14 protein-coding genes and 1 tRNA gene are annotated in these 15,727 nt (G+C 61.5%); all 15 read left to right on the top strand.

The genetic code is table 11. The features are described from left to right. The first annotated feature begins 86 nt into the window (after window positions 1-86). Window positions 87-1,403, top strand: a complete 1,317-nt coding sequence (locus tag OH764_RS11260; RefSeq protein WP_498846856.1) for a branched-chain amino acid ABC transporter substrate-binding protein — start codon at window positions 87-89, stop codon at window positions 1,401-1,403. Between the two features lie 206 nt (window positions 1,404-1,609). Next, on the top strand, window positions 1,610-1,882 hold the full coding sequence (gene rpsO, locus OH764_RS11255) for a 30S ribosomal protein S15 (protein WP_006048211.1): 273 nt from the start codon (window positions 1,610-1,612) through the stop codon (window positions 1,880-1,882). Window positions 1,883-2,238: 356 nt separating this feature from the next. Beyond that, window positions 2,239-4,386 carry a polyribonucleotide nucleotidyltransferase gene (gene pnp, locus OH764_RS11250; RefSeq protein ID WP_020069579.1) on the top strand — a complete coding sequence of 716 codons (2,148 nt, stop codon included), beginning with the start codon at window positions 2,239-2,241 and terminating at the stop codon, window positions 4,384-4,386. Between the two features lie 234 nt (window positions 4,387-4,620). Then, on the top strand, window positions 4,621-5,637 hold the full coding sequence (locus OH764_RS11245) for an NAD(P)H-quinone oxidoreductase (protein WP_498846855.1): 1,017 nt from the start codon (window positions 4,621-4,623) through the stop codon (window positions 5,635-5,637). A gap of 197 nt (window positions 5,638-5,834) precedes the next feature. Then, on the top strand, window positions 5,835-6,614 hold the full coding sequence (gene tpiA / locus OH764_RS11240) for a triose-phosphate isomerase family protein (RefSeq protein WP_498848807.1): 780 nt from the start codon (window positions 5,835-5,837) through the stop codon (window positions 6,612-6,614). Window positions 6,615-6,697: 83 nt separating this feature from the next. After that, the gene (gene secG, locus OH764_RS11235; RefSeq protein ID WP_088173587.1) at window positions 6,698-7,075 is read left to right on the top strand and encodes a preprotein translocase subunit SecG; all 378 of its coding nucleotides are present in this window, start codon (window positions 6,698-6,700) and stop codon (window positions 7,073-7,075) included. A 112-nt stretch (window positions 7,076-7,187) separates the two neighbouring features. Then, window positions 7,188-7,272, top strand: a tRNA-Leu gene (locus OH764_RS11230). A 160-nt stretch (window positions 7,273-7,432) separates the two neighbouring features. Further along, on the top strand, window positions 7,433-7,792 hold the full coding sequence (locus tag OH764_RS11225) for an NADH-quinone oxidoreductase subunit A (RefSeq protein ID WP_498846854.1): 360 nt from the start codon (window positions 7,433-7,435) through the stop codon (window positions 7,790-7,792). 63 nt (window positions 7,793-7,855) lie between these two features. Next, the gene (locus OH764_RS11220; protein ID WP_006052903.1) at window positions 7,856-8,335 is read left to right on the top strand and encodes a NuoB/complex I 20 kDa subunit family protein; all 480 of its coding nucleotides are present in this window, start codon (window positions 7,856-7,858) and stop codon (window positions 8,333-8,335) included. Window positions 8,336-8,355: 20 nt separating this feature from the next. After that, complete coding sequence (locus OH764_RS11215; protein ID WP_020069583.1) at window positions 8,356-8,958, top strand: NADH-quinone oxidoreductase subunit C; 603 nt, start codon at window positions 8,356-8,358, stop codon at window positions 8,956-8,958. Between the two features lie 9 nt (window positions 8,959-8,967). After that, window positions 8,968-10,221, top strand: a complete 1,254-nt coding sequence (locus tag OH764_RS11210; RefSeq protein WP_498846853.1) for an NADH-quinone oxidoreductase subunit D — start codon at window positions 8,968-8,970, stop codon at window positions 10,219-10,221. Window positions 10,222-10,352: 131 nt separating this feature from the next. After that, a complete protein-coding gene (gene nuoE, locus OH764_RS11205; protein ID WP_006052900.1) occupies window positions 10,353-10,838 on the top strand; it encodes an NADH-quinone oxidoreductase subunit NuoE in 486 nt (161 codons plus the stop codon). After that, the gene (gene nuoF / locus OH764_RS11200; protein ID WP_498846852.1) at window positions 10,835-12,163 is read left to right on the top strand and encodes a complex I 51 kDa subunit family protein; all 1,329 of its coding nucleotides are present in this window, start codon (window positions 10,835-10,837) and stop codon (window positions 12,161-12,163) included. The genes nuoE and nuoF overlap by 4 nt, the downstream gene beginning before the upstream one ends. 160 nt (window positions 12,164-12,323) lie before the next feature. Further along, entirely contained in the window at window positions 12,324-14,657 is a 2,334-nt protein-coding gene (gene nuoG, locus OH764_RS11195) for an NADH-quinone oxidoreductase subunit NuoG (protein WP_498846851.1), read from the top strand. Further along, window positions 14,658-15,722 (top strand): NADH-quinone oxidoreductase subunit NuoH, encoded by a 1,065-nt coding sequence (gene nuoH, locus OH764_RS11190; RefSeq protein WP_020069587.1) that lies wholly within the window; start codon window positions 14,658-14,660, stop codon window positions 15,720-15,722. Window positions 15,723-15,727: the final 5 nt, after the last annotated feature.

The raw sequence follows: 15,727 nt of genomic DNA, 5'->3' as shown, positions 1-15,727 counted from the left end.
TCTGCTCGATAACGGTTGGCGCGGCTTGCTTATTCCGTTGTCGACGCCCTATGATCCGCGCTTCGACGAATCAGACGGAACGGACGATGGCGAAGTGGCAATGGAAGACGGCCGTAGCTTTGGCAGCACTCTCGGTGGCGGTGTCTGCGGCCAGCGCGGCTGCGGCGCAGACGCCGCAACCGGCGCGGACACCGGAAGCGGCGCCGGGCCCGACCGGCGCGCCGATCCAGCTGGCGCTGATCGAAGGCATGTCAGGTCCGTTCGCGAACGCCGGCGCGGCAGTGGAGCGCAACTTGCGCTACGGCGTCGAACAGGTGAATGCGCACGGCGGTGTGAAGCTTGCGGACGGCGCTCATCCGTTCGAGCTGGTCGTGCTGGACAGCAAGGGCGGCACCGAAGAGGCGCTGACGCAACTGCGTAGCGCAGCCGACCGTCACATCGGCTACATCCTGCAGGGCAACAGTTCGGCGGTCGCGGCGGCGCTGATCGGCGCAATTGAAAAGCAGAACAGCCGCGAGCCGGGCAACCGCGAGCTATTTCTCAACTATTCCGCCGACGACCCGGCACTGACCAACGCCAATTGCAGTTTCTGGCACTTTCGCTTCGACGCGCATGCGGGTATGCGCATGGACGCGCTTGCCGACGTGATCCAGCGCGACGTGGCGGTGAAGAAGGTGTACCTGCTGAATCAGGACTACAGCTTCGGCCACGACGTGAGCCGTCTCGCGCGTTCGGCGCTGTCGGCGAAGCGCCCGGACATTGCCGTGGTCGGCGACGAGTTCCATCCGATTGGCCGTGTAAAGGATTTTGCGCCGTACGTCGCGAAGATCCGTGCGAGCGGCGCGAACGCCGTCATTACCGGCAATTGGGGCAACGACCTGACGCTGCTCGTGAAGGCTGCGCGCGAGCAGGGGCTCGACACGAAGTTCTACACGTTCTACGGCAACAGTCTCGGCGCGCCTGCCGCGCTTGGGGACGCGGGCGTCGGCCGCGTAATCGCCGTCGCTGACTGGCATCCCAATGCGGGCGGCGCGGCCTCCGACGCCTGGTACGAGGCGTTTCGCGCCCGCTTCCCGGCCCCGCAGGACGACTACCCGGTATTGCGCATGCCGCTGATGATCGAAACCCTCGCCGCGGCGATGAATCGCGCGAAAAGCGCCGATCCCGCGGCGGTCGCGCGGGCGCTCGAAGGCATCCGGTTCGACAACGGCTTCCACCCGTCGTGGATGCGGGCGGACGATCATCAACTGATCCAGCCGCTTTACGTGATGGAAATGGACAAGGTCGGCACGCGCGGTGTGCGCTTCGATAACGAGGGCTCCGGCTTCGGTTTCCGCACGGTGCTGGCGTTGCCGGCAGAGCGCACCGTGCCGGCGAGCGCGTGCAAGATGAAGCGACCCTGACCGGTCGATGCCTGCGCGCGGTGTTCTCGTGGTCGCTGTCCGGCGCGGCAGGGCAGGGTTCGCGGCGGAATCGTGCTGTGCTACAATACGCGTCCCGTTGCGGTACCGGCTGTCATGCAAGGTGTCTGGCAGCGCTAGTTCGCGCGGGTAACCCACGGCACGGCCTTTCTTCCGTGACCGCCTGTCTAGTTATCAAGGAAATCGACATGTCCGCAGTTGATACAAGCAAGAAGTCCGAAGTCGTTGCGCAATTCGCACGCGCAGCCAACGACACCGGCTCCCCCGAAGTTCAGGTCGCGCTGCTCACGACCCGCATCAACGAACTGACCGTTCACTTCAAGGCACACGCGAAAGATCACCACAGCCGCCGCGGTCTGCTGCGCATGGTGAGCCGCCGCCGCAAGCTGCTCGACTACCTGAAGGGTAAGGACGCGGATCGTTACCGCGCACTGATCGAGAAGCTGGGTCTGCGTAAGTAATCGGCCAGTCGTTCAGCAAGATGCCTGTGTCAGTTCCACTGATACAGGCATTTTGTTTTTGCGCGGTGCGCTTCATGTGGGGCGCACAGCCTGTAGTCCGCCGCGGCGTGCTGGTTGATGCGGCGGGCAGTAAGCAGTAAAAGCAGTAAAAAAGCAGCAAATACAGAAACATGGCCGGGCTTCAGGGCGGAGCTTTGTGTCATTCCAGCGATTCGCGCGCTTAGTCGACGTAAGCAATGCAGACGGCGCAGAGCGTGGCTCTCTGGAATGGCATAACACTACTCTTCCCATGCGGCGCCGGTCCTGGCGTTGCCGCGCCGCTTCTGGTCCGCGCGGCATAACGATGAGGAAAAGCAATGACTATGTTCAGCAAGATCGTCAAAGAATTTAAGTGGGGACAACATAACGTTCGCCTCGAAACCGGCGAGATTGCTCGCCAGGCGAGCGGTGCGGTGATCGTCGACGTCGAAGACACCGTGGTTCTGGCGACCGTGGTGGGCGCCAAGACGGCCAAGCCGGGCCAGGACTTTTTCCCGCTGACCGTCGACTATCTCGAGAAGACCTATGCCGCCGGCAAGATCCCGGGCGGTTTCTTCCGCCGCGAAGGCCGTCCGTCTGAGGGCGAAACGCTGATCTCGCGCCTGATCGACCGCCCGCTGCGCCCGCTTTTCCCGGAAGGCTTCTACAACGAAGTCCAGGTCGTGATCCACGTCCTGTCGCTGAACCCGGAAATCCCCGCCGACATTCCCGCGCTGATCGGCGCGTCGGCGGCGCTCGCCGTGTCCGGTTTGCCGTTCAACGGCCCGGTCGGCGCTGCACGCGTGGCCTACATCAACAACGAATATGTGTTGAACCCGACGCGTCCGCAAATGAAGGAATCGGCGCTCGACCTGATCGTCGCCGGCACGGAACGCGCGGTGCTGATGGTGGAATCGGAAGCGCAGCAACTGAGCGAAGAAGTGATGCTCGGCGGCGTGGTGTTCGGCCATGAGCAGATGCAAATCGCGATCGACGCAATCCACGATCTGGTCCGCGAAGGCGGCAAGCCGGAATGGGATTGGCAACCGGCCGCGAAAAACGAGCCGCTGATCGCGCGCGTGACGGAACTGGCGCAAGCCGAACTGCTCGCCGCTTACCAGATCCGCGACAAGCAGGCACGTTCGACCAAGCTGAAAGAAATCTACGCAGCAGTTTCCGCGAAGCTGGAGCAAGACGCGTCGGCAAACGGCACCGTGGCGGCCGACAAGGCAACCGTCGGCAACGTGCTGTTCGACATCGAAGCGAAGATCGTCCGTACGCAGATCCTGAACGGCGAGCCGCGTATCGACGGCCGCGACACGCGCACCGTGCGCCCGATCGAAATCCGTACCGGCGTGCTGCCGCGTACGCACGGCTCGGCACTGTTCACGCGCGGCGAAACGCAGGCGCTGGTGGTGGCGACGCTCGGCACGAAGGGCGACGAGCAGAACATCGACGCGCTCGAAGGTGAGTATCGCGAACGTTTCATGCTTCACTACAACATGCCTCCGTTCGCGACCGGCGAAACCGGCCGCGTCGGTTCGCCGAAGCGCCGTGAAATCGGTCACGGCCGTCTCGCCAAGCGCGCGCTGGCCGCGTGCCTGCCGAGCGCCGACGAATTCGGTTACTCGATTCGCGTCGTGTCGGAAATCACGGAATCGAACGGCTCTTCGTCGATGGCGTCCGTGTGCGGCGGCTGCCTCGCGCTGATGGACGCCGGCGTGCCGATGAAGGCGCACGTCGCCGGCATCGCCATGGGCCTGATTCTCGAAGGCAACAAGTTTGCCGTGCTGACCGACATCCTCGGCGACGAAGATCACCTCGGCGACATGGACTTCAAGGTGGCGGGCACCGAACATGGCGTGACCGCGCTGCAGATGGACATCAAGATCCAGGGCATCACGAAGGAAATCATGCAGGTCGCTCTCGCGCAAGCGAAGGAAGGCCGTATGCATATCCTGAGCAAGATGACTTCGGCGGTGTCGGGCGCGAACACGCAATTGTCGGAGTTCGCACCGCGCATGATCACCATCAAGATCAATCCGGAAAAGATCCGCGACGTGATCGGCAAGGGCGGCTCGGTGATCCGCGCGCTGACGGAAGAAACCGGCACGACGATCGATATTTCCGACGACGGCGTCGTGACCATCGCGAGCACCAGCAGCGAAGGCATGGCCGAAGCGAAGAAGCGTATCGAGAACATCACGCTTGAAGTCGAAGTGGGTCAGGTGTACGAAGGCACCGTGCTCAAGTTGCTCGATTTCGGCGCGATCGTGAACATCCTGCCGGGCAAGGACGGTCTGCTTCACATCTCCGAAATCGCCAACGAGCGTATCAAGGACATCAACGACTACCTGAAGGATGGCCAGCAAGTGAAGGTCAAGGTCATCCAGACGGACGAAAAGGGTCGTGTGCGTCTGTCGGCAAAAGCTTTGCTGAACGACGGCGCGCCGAGCGCGCCGCAAGGCGAGCCGACGCCGCAGTAAGGCAGTAGCGGCACAACGGCCGGCAGCGCGTATGCGCGCCGGCCGTTTTTCATGATGGGCGCAGGGTGGATTGCCTTGCAGACGAACCGATTCGACAGGTGAATAACCGGGTAGAAGCGGCGGCTTTATCGGCGGTTCACGCGGCTCGTGCCTGATTCCCGTGATCCGGCGACAATGCAGGGAACGCGGACGAACGCGGGTACGCAACGCAATCCAATCTTGGAGTTGACGCAGATGAAAGCGATCGAAATCACGGAATTCGGAGCGCCGGAAGTTCTCAAGCTCGCGGAGCGGCCCACGCCGCAGCCAAAAGCGGGGGAGGTGCTGATCAAGGTGGCGGCTTTTGGCATCAACCGTCCGGACGTGTTTCAACGCAAGGGCGCCTATGCGCCGCCTCCGGGCGCCTCCGACCTGCCGGGGCTCGAAGTGGCGGGCGAGATCGTCGGCGGCGACATCGACGCGAAGAACAATCCGTTCGGCCTGAAAATCGGCGATCGCGTATGTGCGTTGTTGGCGGGCGGCGGCTACGCCGAGTATGCGACCGCGCCGCTTCTGCAATGCCTGCCGGTGCCGAGCGGCCTGTCCGATGTCGAAGCAGCCTCGCTGCCGGAGACTTTTTTCACGGTCTGGAGCAATGTGTTCGATCGCGCGCAACTCGGCAAGGGCGAGGGCGGCCCAAACGAAACGTTGCTCGTGCAGGGCGGCTCGAGCGGTATCGGCGTCACCGCGATCCAGATTGCCCATGCGCTGGGTTTTCGCGTGTTCGCAACCGCCGGCTCGGACGAAAAGTGTCGTGCGTGCGAGGCATTGGGCGCGGAGCGCGCCATCAACTACAAGACGGAAGACTTCGTCGAAGTCATCAAGTCGCTGACTAACGACCGTGGCGTGGACGTGGTCCTCGACATGGTGGCGGGCAGCTACGTGTCGCGCGAACTCACGGCACTCGCCGACGGCGGGCGCGTTGTGCTGATCGCGCTGCTAGGCGGCGCGAAGGCGGAATTGAATTTGAACGAGGTGCTGCGCCGCCGGTTGACGGTGACCGGTTCGACGTTGCGTCCTCGGCCAGTTGAGTTCAAGGCGAAAATTGCCGCACAACTCAAGGCGCAAGTGTGGCCGCATCTGGAAGGCGGTCGGATCAAGCCGGTGGTGCATCGCGTGTTTCCAGCCGCGCAGGCCGCTGAAGCGCATGCGCTGATGGAAAGCAGCACGCACGTCGGCAAAATCGTGCTGACTTGGGGTCAGGACGCTTGATGCTGGCTCACGGCGGGATTCGGTGCGCACAGGCTTGTTTGACCCGATCTCGCCCACGCAGTAAAATTGCGCGTTTTGCGCACGCTGCATGAATTCGAAGGGCGGGTTGCGAGGTACGCAAACGGTGCGCACAAAGAGTGCATACCAAGCCCGCCGCCAAGACACCGCAAGCAGACGACAAGGGGCAAGACGAGACGATGTCCACGCAACGAGGGAAACTGGTAGTTGGTAACTGGAAGATGCACGGGTGTCTCGCCGATAACGCGGGGCTGTTGCAGGCGGTGGCGAAAGGTGCCGCAGAACTCCCGGCCGACGTGCGCGTGGGTGTTTGCGTGCCGAGCCCGTACCTCGCGCAAGCGCAGTCGTTGCTGGAAGGCAGCCGGGTGGTGTGGGGCGTGCAGGACATTTCCGCTTTCACGCACGGTGCGTATACCGGTGAGGTGGCTGCGCAAATGGTGGCGGATTTCAGCGCCGCGTTTGCCATCGTCGGGCATTCGGAGCGCCGCGCCTATCATCGCGAAAGCGCCGAGCTGGTCGCCGTAAAGACGCAGCGCGCGCTCGAGGCGGGATTGACGCCGATCGTATGCGTCGGCGAAACGCTCGAGGAGCGCGAAGCCGGATCGACCGAGCAGGTAGTCGGCGCGCAGCTCGACGAGGTGCTGGCCAAGCTGTCGGCGGATGAAGCGGCGCGTATCGTGGTTGCGTACGAGCCCGTTTGGGCGATCGGCACCGGCAAGAGCGCGAGTTCCGAGCAGGCGCAGGCGGTGCACGCTTTCTTGCGCTCGCGTCTTGCGGCAAAGGGCGCCAGTGTTGCGAATGTGACGCTGCTGTATGGCGGCAGTGTGAAGCCGGACAACGCGGAAGAGTTGTTCAGTCAGCGGGATATCGACGGTGGCCTGATCGGCGGCGCGTCGTTGAAGGACAAGGATTTTCTGGCGATCTGCAAGGCGGCGGCTGCAACGACAGCCGCGACTTAAGTGGCTCGCCGTCGTCGAGGATGACCCATTCCGGGGTCTCGCAGCCTGCGAGGCCCGGCTAAATAAAGACTCAGGTGAGTGTAATGCTGTATTTGAAAACATTGATTATCGTCGTTCAGCTGTTGTCGGCGCTCGGGGTCATCGGCCTCGTGTTGCTGCAGCACGGCAAAGGCGCCGATATGGGCGCGGCTTTTGGCAGTGGAGCGTCGGGCAGCCTCTTCGGCGCCACCGGGTCGGCAAACTTTTTGTCGCGGACAACGGCAGTGCTCGCCGCGGTGTTTTTTGTAACCACGTTGACGCTGACCTACCTCGGTGCGTATCGCGCAAAGCCTTCTGCAGGCGTGCTCGGTGCGGCGGCGACGGCACCTGTTGTAGCTTCTGCCGCTTCGGCGCCGGCAGGTGGTTCGGGTGCGTTGGCGGCATCGGCTGCGTCCGTGCCCGCTACCGACGTGCCGAAATAAATTTTCGTAGAAAGTGGTTTTGTGCGTTGAACAAACTGTTTAGAGCAGTTACAATCTAAGTCTTGAAGCGATTCGCGGGTTTTATAAGTTGTTTTCCCGGATTGCATACAGTGCCGACGTGGTGAAATTGGTAGACACGCTATCTTGAGGGGGTAGTGGCGAAAGCTGTGCGAGTTCGAGTCTCGCCGTCGGCACCAAATGTTATCTAATGCCAGCCGCTTGCTTCGCTTCGGCTGGCATTTTCACTTCTGGCGCACGGATTGCGCTCAATCCGTGACATGTACGTCTCAGAAGTGATTTCGCGTCAGGGGTGCTATGCTCCTGACGGCACTCAGAACCAACCGATTGAGGATAGTCTTGAACCTCGCAGCCTATTTCCCCGTCTTGTTGTTCCTCGTTGTGGGCACCGGTTTAGGCGTAGCACTGGTCAGCATTGGCAAGATCCTCGGTCCCAACAATCCCGACACCGAGAAGAACGCACCCTACGAGTGCGGCTTCGAAGCATTCGAAGATGCGCGCATGAAGTTCGACGTGCGCTATTACCTCGTCGCCATTCTCTTCATCATTTTCGACCTTGAAACCGCGTTCCTGTTCCCGTGGGGCGTCGCCCTGCGCGACATCGGCTGGCCCGGCTTCATGGCAATGATGATTTTCCTGCTCGAATTCCTGCTGGGCTTCGCCTATATCTGGAAGAAGGGCGGCCTCGACTGGGAATGATGGTTTAATCGCCGGTTTGCGTGGGTGGCCAAGGCTTGCCGCCCCGTCTGGAGTGGAAAGCAAATGAGTATCGAAGGGGTCTTGAAGGAAGGGTTTGTCACCACAACGGCTGACAAGCTGATCAACTGGACGCGTACCGGCTCCCTGTGGCCGATGACGTTCGGTCTTGCATGCTGCGCGGTCGAGATGATGCATGCGGGCGCTGCCCGTTATGACCTCGACCGCTTTGGCGTGGTGTTTCGTCCGAGTCCGCGTCAGTCGGACGTGATGATCGTCGCCGGCACGCTTTGCAACAAAATGGCGCCGGCTCTGCGCAAGGTGTACGACCAGATGGCCGAGCCGCGTTGGGTGATTTCGATGGGCTCCTGCGCGAACGGCGGCGGCTATTACCACTACTCGTATTCGGTAGTGCGTGGCTGCGACCGCATCGTGCCGGTCGACGTCTACGTACCGGGCTGCCCGCCAACAGCGGAAGCGCTCGTGTACGGCGTGATCCAGTTGCAGGCCAAGATTCGCCGCACTAACACAATCGCCCGTCAATAAGGCAACGCCTCCCCCACAATATGGCAAGCAAACTCGAGACCCTGAAAGCGAACCTCGAGGCGGCATTTGGCGGCCTCCTGCTGAGCACCACCGAGGCAATCGGTGAGTTGACGATCGTCGTGAAAGCAAGCGACTACCTCAACGTGGCAACGCGTCTGCGCGACGACCGCTCGCTCGGTTTCGAGCAGATGATGGACCTGTGCGGCGTCGACTATCAAACCTATGCCGACGGCGCTTATGACGGTCCGCGTTTTGCGGCCGTTCTGCAGTTGTTGTCGGTGCAGAACAACTGGCGTGTGCGGCTTCGCGTATTCGCGCCTGACGACGAAATGCCCATTCTGCCATCGGTGGTCGACGTGTGGAATTCGGCGAACTGGTACGAGCGCGAGGCATTCGACCTGTATGGCATCGTCTTCGAAGGCCATCCGGATCTGCGCCGTATCCTGACCGACTACGGTTTCATTGGTCACCCATTCCGCAAAGATTTCCCTGTCTCCGGGTACGTTGAAATGCGTTACGACCCGGAAGAAAAGCGCGTCGTCTATCAGCCTGTGACGATCGAGCCGCGGGAAATCACGCCACGCGTGATCCGCGAAGATCGCTATGGCGGTCTGAAACACTAAGAGAACGCCATGGCAGAGATCAAGAACTACACGCTCAATTTCGGTCCTCAGCACCCGGCAGCGCACGGCGTGCTGCGTCTCGTGCTGGAGCTCGACGGCGAAGTCATTCAGCGCGCCGATCCGCACATCGGCCTGCTGCATCGCGCGACTGAAAAGCTTGCCGAAACCAAAACGTTCATTCAGTCGGTGCCGTACATGGACCGTCTCGACTACGTGTCGATGATGGTCAACGAGCACGGCTATGTAATGGCAATCGAAAAGCTGCTCGGCATCGAGGTGCCGGTACGTGCCCAATACATTCGCGTGATGTTCGATGAAATCACGCGTGTGTTGAACCACCTTATGTGGATCGGCGCGCACGCGCTCGACGTCGGCGCAATGGCAGTGTTTCTGTACGCGTTCCGCGAGCGTGAAGATCTGATGGACGTGTACGAAGCAGTGTCAGGCGCACGGATGCACGCGGCTTACTATCGTCCGGGTGGTGTCTACCGCGATCTGCCGGACGCGATGCCGCAGTACAAGGCGTCGAAGATTCGCAATGCGAAGGCATTGTCGAAGATGAACGAGAACCGTCAGGGTTCGCTGCTCGACTTCATCGACGATTTCTTCACGCGTTTCCCGAAGTGCGTCGACGAATACGAAACGCTGCTCACCGACAACCGGATCTGGAAGCAGCGTCTGGTCGGCATTGGCGTGGTCAGCCCGGAGCGCGCCCTGCAAATGGGTATGTCCGGTGCAATGCTGCGCGGTTCCGGCATCGAATGGGATTTGCGCAAGAAGCAGCCGTACGAAGTCTATGAAAAGCTCGATTTCGACATTCCCGTCGGCGTGAACGGCGACTGCTACGACCGCTACCTGGTTCGCGTCGAAGAAATGCGCCAGTCCACGCGAATCGTGAAACAGTGCATTGAGTGGCTGCGCAAGAATCCGGGCCCTGTGATGATCGACAATCACAAGGTTGCTCCGCCGTCGCGCGTGGGCATGAAGTCGAACATGGAAGAACTGATTCACCACTTCAAGCTGTTTACGGAAGGCTTCCACGTACCGGAAGGCGAGGCTTACGCCGCCGTCGAACACCCGAAGGGCGAGTTTGGTATCTACCTGGTGTCGGACGGCGCGAACAAGCCGTATCGCCTGAAGATCCGCGCACCCGGCTACGCGCATTTGTCCGCGCTCGACGAAATGGCGCGCGGTCACATGATCGCCGACGCCGTAACGATCATCGGCACGCAGGATATCGTGTTCGGCGAAGTAGATCGCTAGGACGTAATCATCGGCGCGCGCCTTCAGGAGGTTCCGAAGGCGCGCGTCAAGCAAGGAACGCCGGGTCTGTCGCAGCACGAAGTGAGCGACAGGTTTTCGTTCGGTAGGAATTGAAAGAGTCGTGTCTGAAAATGATCTCAGCTGAAGGCCTGAAAGAAATCGATCGTGCGATCGCGAAGTATCCCGCCGATCAGAAACAGTCCGCCGTGATGTCGGCGTTGGCCACTGCTCAGGAAGAGCATGGCTGGCTGTCGCCCGAACTCATGCAGTTCGTCGCGGACTATCTCGGCATGCCGGCAGTCGCCGTGCAGGAGGTGGCAACCTTCTACACGATGTACGAGACGTCGCCGGTCGGCAAGCACAAGATCACGCTCTGCACGAACCTGCCGTGTCAACTCGGCCCGGACGGCGGCTCCGACAGCGCCGCTGAATATCTGAAGCAGAAGCTCGGCATCGACTTCGGCGAAACCACGGCTGACGGCAAATTTACCTTGAAAGAAGGTGAATGCATGGGGTCGTGCGGCGACGCGCCGGTGATGCTGGTGAACAACCATCGCATGTGCAGCTTCATGAGCCGCGAGAAGATCGACCAGCTGCTCGAGGAACTTTCGAAATGACGTCTTTACACGATCGTCACATCAAACCGCTGATTCTCGCTGGCCTGAACGGCGACAACTGGCATCTCGAAGACTATGTGGCGCGCGGCGGTTACGCCCAGCTGCGTCGCATCCTTGAAGAAAAGATTCCGCCCGAGCAGGTGATCGCCGACGTCAAGGCGTCGGGTCTGCGCGGCCGTGGCGGTGCCGGTTTCCCCACCGGCCTGAAGTGGAGCTTCATGCCGCGTCAGTTTCCGGGCCAGAAGTACCTGGTCTGCAATTCGGACGAAGGCGAGCCGGGTACGTTCAAAGACCGCGACATCCTGCGCTTCAATCCGCATTCGCTGATCGAAGGCATGGCCATCGGCGCATACGCGATGGGCATCACGGTCGGCTACAACTATATCCACGGCGAAATCTGGGAAGTCTACAAGCGCTTTGAAGAAGCGCTGGACGAAGCTCGTCGCGCAGGTTTCCTCGGCGAGAACGTCATGGGTTCGGGCTTCTCGTTCGAACTGCATGCGCACCACGGTTACGGCGCCTACATCTGCGGCGAAGAAACCGCGCTGCTCGAGTCGCTGGAAGGTAAGAAAGGCCAGCCGCGCTTCAAGCCGCCGTTCCCGGCGAGCTTTGGCGTGTACGGCAAGCCGACCACGATCAACAACACCGAGACGTTCGCGGCTGTGCCGTTCCTGCTCGCGATCGGGCCGCAGAATTATCTGGAAATCGGCAAGCCGAACAACGGCGGCACGAAGATCTTCTCGATCTCGGGCGACGTCGAGCGTCCGGGCAACTACGAGGTTCCGCTCGGCACGCCGTTCGCAACGCTCATGGAGCTCGCTGGTGGCATGCGCGGCGGCAGAAAGATCAAGGCTGTGATTCCGGGCGGTTCGTCGGCGCCGGTGATCCCGGGCGACGTCATGATGCAGACGGACCTGGACTACGATTCCATCGCCAAGGCCGGCTCGATGCTCGGCTCGGGCGCGGTCATCGTGATGGACGAGACGCGCTGCATGGTGCGTTCACTGCTGCGTTTGTCGTACTTCTACTACGAAGAGTCGTGTGGTCAATGCACGCCTTGCCGTGAGGGCACGGGCTGGCTGTACCGCGTCGTGCATCGCATCGAGCACGGCCTTGGCCGACCGGAAGATCTGGATCTGCTGAACTCGGTTGCGGAAAACATCATGGGCCGCACGATTTGCGCGCTCGGCGATGCAGCGGCCATGCCGGTGCGCGGCATGCTCAAGCACTACTGGGACGAATTCGAATATCACGTCGCTCACAAGCATTGCCTCGTCGGCGGTCATGCGGGCGCCGCGGCGGCTGCGGAAACAGTGGCTGCCTGAGCGGGCGGTAAGCGACCCCGGTAAGCGACCGGACAAGCGGTCCATAGGAACGCTGCACAGGTACGTACCAGAACACGTCAACCACGGGATTTCATTGCCTGAACGGGCGATGAACGGGGCGAACGATTGAGCGGTAACAGGTTAAGGAAGATTGACCATCATGGTTGAACTTGAAATAGACGGCAAGAAAGTAGAAGTGCCCGAAGGCAGCATGGTGATCCAGGCTGCGCATAAGGTCGACACGTACATTCCTCACTTCTGCTATCACAAGAAGCTGTCGATTGCGGCCAACTGCCGGATGTGTCTCGTCGATGTCGAGAAAATGCCGAAGGCCGTGCCCGCATGCGCGACGCCGGTGTCGGCCGGCATGATCGTGCGCACCAAGTCGGACAAGGCGGTGAAGGGCCAGCAAGCCGTGATGGAATTCCTGCTGATCAACCACCCGCTGGATTGCCCGATCTGCGATCAGGGCGGCGAGTGCCAGTTGCAGGATCTCGCGGTGGGCTACGGCAAGTCGTCGTCGCGTTATAGCGAAGAAAAGCGTGTCGTGTTCCACAAGAATGTCGGCCCGCTGATCTCGATGGAAGAGATGTCGCGTTGCATTCACTGCACGCGCTGCGTGCGCTTCGGCCAGGAAGTGGCCGGCGTAATGGAACTCGGCATGCTGGGCCGCGGCGAACATTCGGAAATCACGTCGTTCGTCGGCAAGACGGTCGACTCCGAACTGTCGGGCAACATGATCGACCTGTGCCCGGTCGGCGCGCTGACCAGCAAGCCGTTCCGCTACAGCGCACGTACCTGGGAACTGTCCCGCCGCAGGTCGGTGAGCCCGCATGATTCGGTCGGCGCGAACCTCGTGGTGCAAGTGAAGAACAACCGCGTGATGCGTGTTCTGCCGTTCGAAAACGAAGCCATCAACGAATGCTGGATTTCGGACAAGGACCGCTTCTCGTACGAAGGCCTGAATAGCCCGGAGCGTCTGACGCAGCCGATGCTGAAGCAGGGCGGCAAGTGGGTCGAAACCGACTGGCAGACCGCGCTCGATTACGTGGTGAAGGGTCTGAAGGGCATCAAGGGCGACCACGGCGCGAACGCGCTGGCCGCGCTCGGTAGCGCCCATAGCACGGTCGAAGAACTGTTCCTGCTGAAGCAACTCGCTCAAGCGGTCGGCACGCCTAACGTCGACTTCCGTCTTCGTCAGTCTGACTTCTCGGCTCCGGTCAACGGCACGCCGTGGCTCGGCACCGCGATTGCGGATCTGTCGAACATCGACTCGGCTCTGGTGATCGGCTCCGATCTGCGTCGCGATCATCCTCTGTTCGCCGCGCGCCTGCGTCAGGCCGCAAAGGGCGGCGCGAAGCTCACGCTGGTCCAGGCAACGGGCGACGACGCGCTGATTCCACAAGGTCAACGCCTGTCCGCAGCGCCGTCGGCGTGGCTCGACACGTTGGCTGGCATTGCATCGGCGGTCTCGCAAGCGAACGGTACAGCGCTGCCTGAAGCTTTCTCGAGCGCACAAGCTACGGACTCGGACAAGGAAGTCGCGAAATCGCTCGCAACGGGCGAACGCCGTCTCGTGCTGCTCGGCAACGGCGCGGTGCGTCATCCGGATTTCGCAGTCATTCATGCGGCAGCCCAATGGATCGCGGACGCAACCGGCGCAACGCTCGGCTTCATGACGGAAGCCGCCAACACGGTTGGTGCGCATCTGGTGAACGCATTACCGGGCGAGGGCGGCCTGAATGCTCGCGAGGTGTTCGAACAGCCGCGCAAGGGCTATTTGCTGCTGAATGTCGAACCTGAATTCGATACAGCGAATCCGGCTCAAGCTTTGGCGGCGCTCAAGCAAGCTGAAATGGTTGTCGTGATGTCGCCGTTCCAGACCGGCGCAGAATACGCAGACGTGCTGCTGCCGATCGCGCCGTTCACGGAAACGGCCGGCACGTTCGTCAACGCTGAAGGTACGGTGCAGTCGTTCAACGGCGTCGTGCGTCCGCTCGGCGACACGCGCCCGGCATGGAAGGTGTTGCGCGTGTTGGGTAGCCTGCTCGGCGTGCCCGGCTTCGAATACGACACGGCGGAAGAAGTTCGCCAGGCTGCTCTCGGCGACGGCGAACTGCAATCGCGTCTGTCGAACAGAACCGGCGTGGCAGTTGCGCGCGGCAAGACGGCAGAGGCGGCGGAAGGCAGGTTCGAGCGGATCGCCGACGTGCCGATCTATCACGCCGACGCGCTCGTCCGTCGCGCGGAGTCGCTGCATCTGACCGCCGCGGCGCGTGCCGCGAACAACGTCGGCCTGCCGGCTGCGCTGTTCGACAAACTGGGTTTGAAAGAAGGCGACGCGGTTCGCGTGCGCCAGGGCGAGCAATCGGTGCAGTTGCCGGCCGTGCGCGACGCGAATCTTGCGGAGACGGTCGTCCGCGTATCGGCGGCTACGCCTGCCGGTGCAGCGCTGGGCAGCCTGTTCGGTGAACTGGTGGTGGAGAAGGCGTAAATGAGCTTGTTCGATACGATCAACTCGGGCGGCACCCAGCTTCTCGGTGTGGCATGGCCCACGGTGTGGGCACTGGTGCGCATCCTTGTGGTGGCCGTCGTGATCCTGCTGTGCGTGGCTTACCTGATTCTGTGGGAGCGTAAGCTGATCGGCTGGATGCACGTACGTCTCGGCCCGAACCGCGTCGGCCCGGCGGGTCTCTTGCAGCCTATCGCCGACGTCCTGAAGCTGTTGCTGAAAGAAGTGATTCAGCCTGCTCAGGCAAGCCGCTGGATCTACCTGATTGCGCCGATCATGGTGGTGGTGCCGGCCTTCGCGGTCTGGGCGGTCATTCCGTTCCAGGCAGGCGCGGTGCTCGGCGACATCAACGCGGGTCTGCTGTACGCGATCGCGATTTCGTCGATCGGCGTGTATGGCGTGATTCTGGCCGGCTGGGCGTCGAATTCGAAATATGCGTTCCTCGGCGCGATGCGTGCCGCGGCGCAGATGGTCTCCTACGAAATTTCAATGGGCTTCGCGCTGGTCGTCGTCCTGATGACGGCGGGCACGCTGAACCTGTCGGGCATCGTCAATTCGCAGGAACAGGGGTTCTTTGCATCGCACGGCCTGAACTTCCTGTCGTGGAACTGGCTGCCGCTGCTGCCCATGTTCGTGGTTTACTTCATCTCGGGCATTGCCGAAACGAACCGTCACCCGTTCGACGTGGTGGAAGGGGAGTCGGAAATCGTCGCGGGCCACATGATCGATTACTCGGGGATGGCGTTTGCGCTGTTCTTCCTCGCCGAGTACATCAACATGATCGTGATCTCGGCCTTGGCGTCGACACTGTTCCTCGGGGGCTGGAGCGCACCGTTCGGGTTCCTGTCGTTTATCCCCGGCATCTTCTGGCTCGTCCTCAAGGTCTTCCTGTTGTTGTCGGTGTTCATCTGGGCGCGTGCCACATTCCCGCGTTACCGCTATGACCAGATCATGCGTCTCGGCTGGAAGATTTTCATTCCGGTTTGCGTGGTATGGCTGGTGGTGGTCGGCTTCTGGATTATGTCGCCGTGGAATATCTGGAAATAAAGGGC

The sequence above is a fragment of the Burkholderia sp. M6-3 genome, from assembly GCF_050858985.1.
Lineage (GTDB): Bacteria > Pseudomonadota > Gammaproteobacteria > Burkholderiales > Burkholderiaceae > Paraburkholderia > Paraburkholderia caledonica.
This window is presented reverse-complemented; position numbering and strand designations above follow the sequence as displayed.

Bases quoted from the DNA above. Each gene is read 5' to 3' on its own strand.
- OH764_RS11260 (WP_498846856.1), top strand. From the start codon at position 87: ATGGCGAAGTGGCAATGGAAGACGGCCGTAGCTTTGGCAGCACTCTCG.
- rpsO (WP_006048211.1), top strand. From the start codon at position 1,610: ATGTCCGCAGTTGATACAAGCAAGAAGTCCGAAGTCGTTGCGCAATTC.
- pnp (WP_020069579.1), top strand. From the start codon at position 2,239: ATGACTATGTTCAGCAAGATCGTCAAAGAATTTAAGTGGGGACAACAT.
- OH764_RS11245 (WP_498846855.1), top strand. From the start codon at position 4,621: ATGAAAGCGATCGAAATCACGGAATTCGGAGCGCCGGAAGTTCTCAAG.
- tpiA (WP_498848807.1), top strand. From the start codon at position 5,835: ATGTCCACGCAACGAGGGAAACTGGTAGTTGGTAACTGGAAGATGCAC.
- secG (WP_088173587.1), top strand. From the start codon at position 6,698: ATGCTGTATTTGAAAACATTGATTATCGTCGTTCAGCTGTTGTCGGCG.
- OH764_RS11220 (WP_006052903.1), top strand. From the start codon at position 7,856: ATGAGTATCGAAGGGGTCTTGAAGGAAGGGTTTGTCACCACAACGGCT.
- OH764_RS11215 (WP_020069583.1), top strand. From the start codon at position 8,356: ATGGCAAGCAAACTCGAGACCCTGAAAGCGAACCTCGAGGCGGCATTT.
- OH764_RS11210 (WP_498846853.1), top strand. From the start codon at position 8,968: ATGGCAGAGATCAAGAACTACACGCTCAATTTCGGTCCTCAGCACCCG.
- nuoE (WP_006052900.1), top strand. From the start codon at position 10,353: ATGATCTCAGCTGAAGGCCTGAAAGAAATCGATCGTGCGATCGCGAAG.
- nuoF (WP_498846852.1), top strand. From the start codon at position 10,835: ATGACGTCTTTACACGATCGTCACATCAAACCGCTGATTCTCGCTGGC.
- nuoG (WP_498846851.1), top strand. From the start codon at position 12,324: ATGGTTGAACTTGAAATAGACGGCAAGAAAGTAGAAGTGCCCGAAGGC.
- nuoH (WP_020069587.1), top strand. From the start codon at position 14,658: ATGAGCTTGTTCGATACGATCAACTCGGGCGGCACCCAGCTTCTCGGT.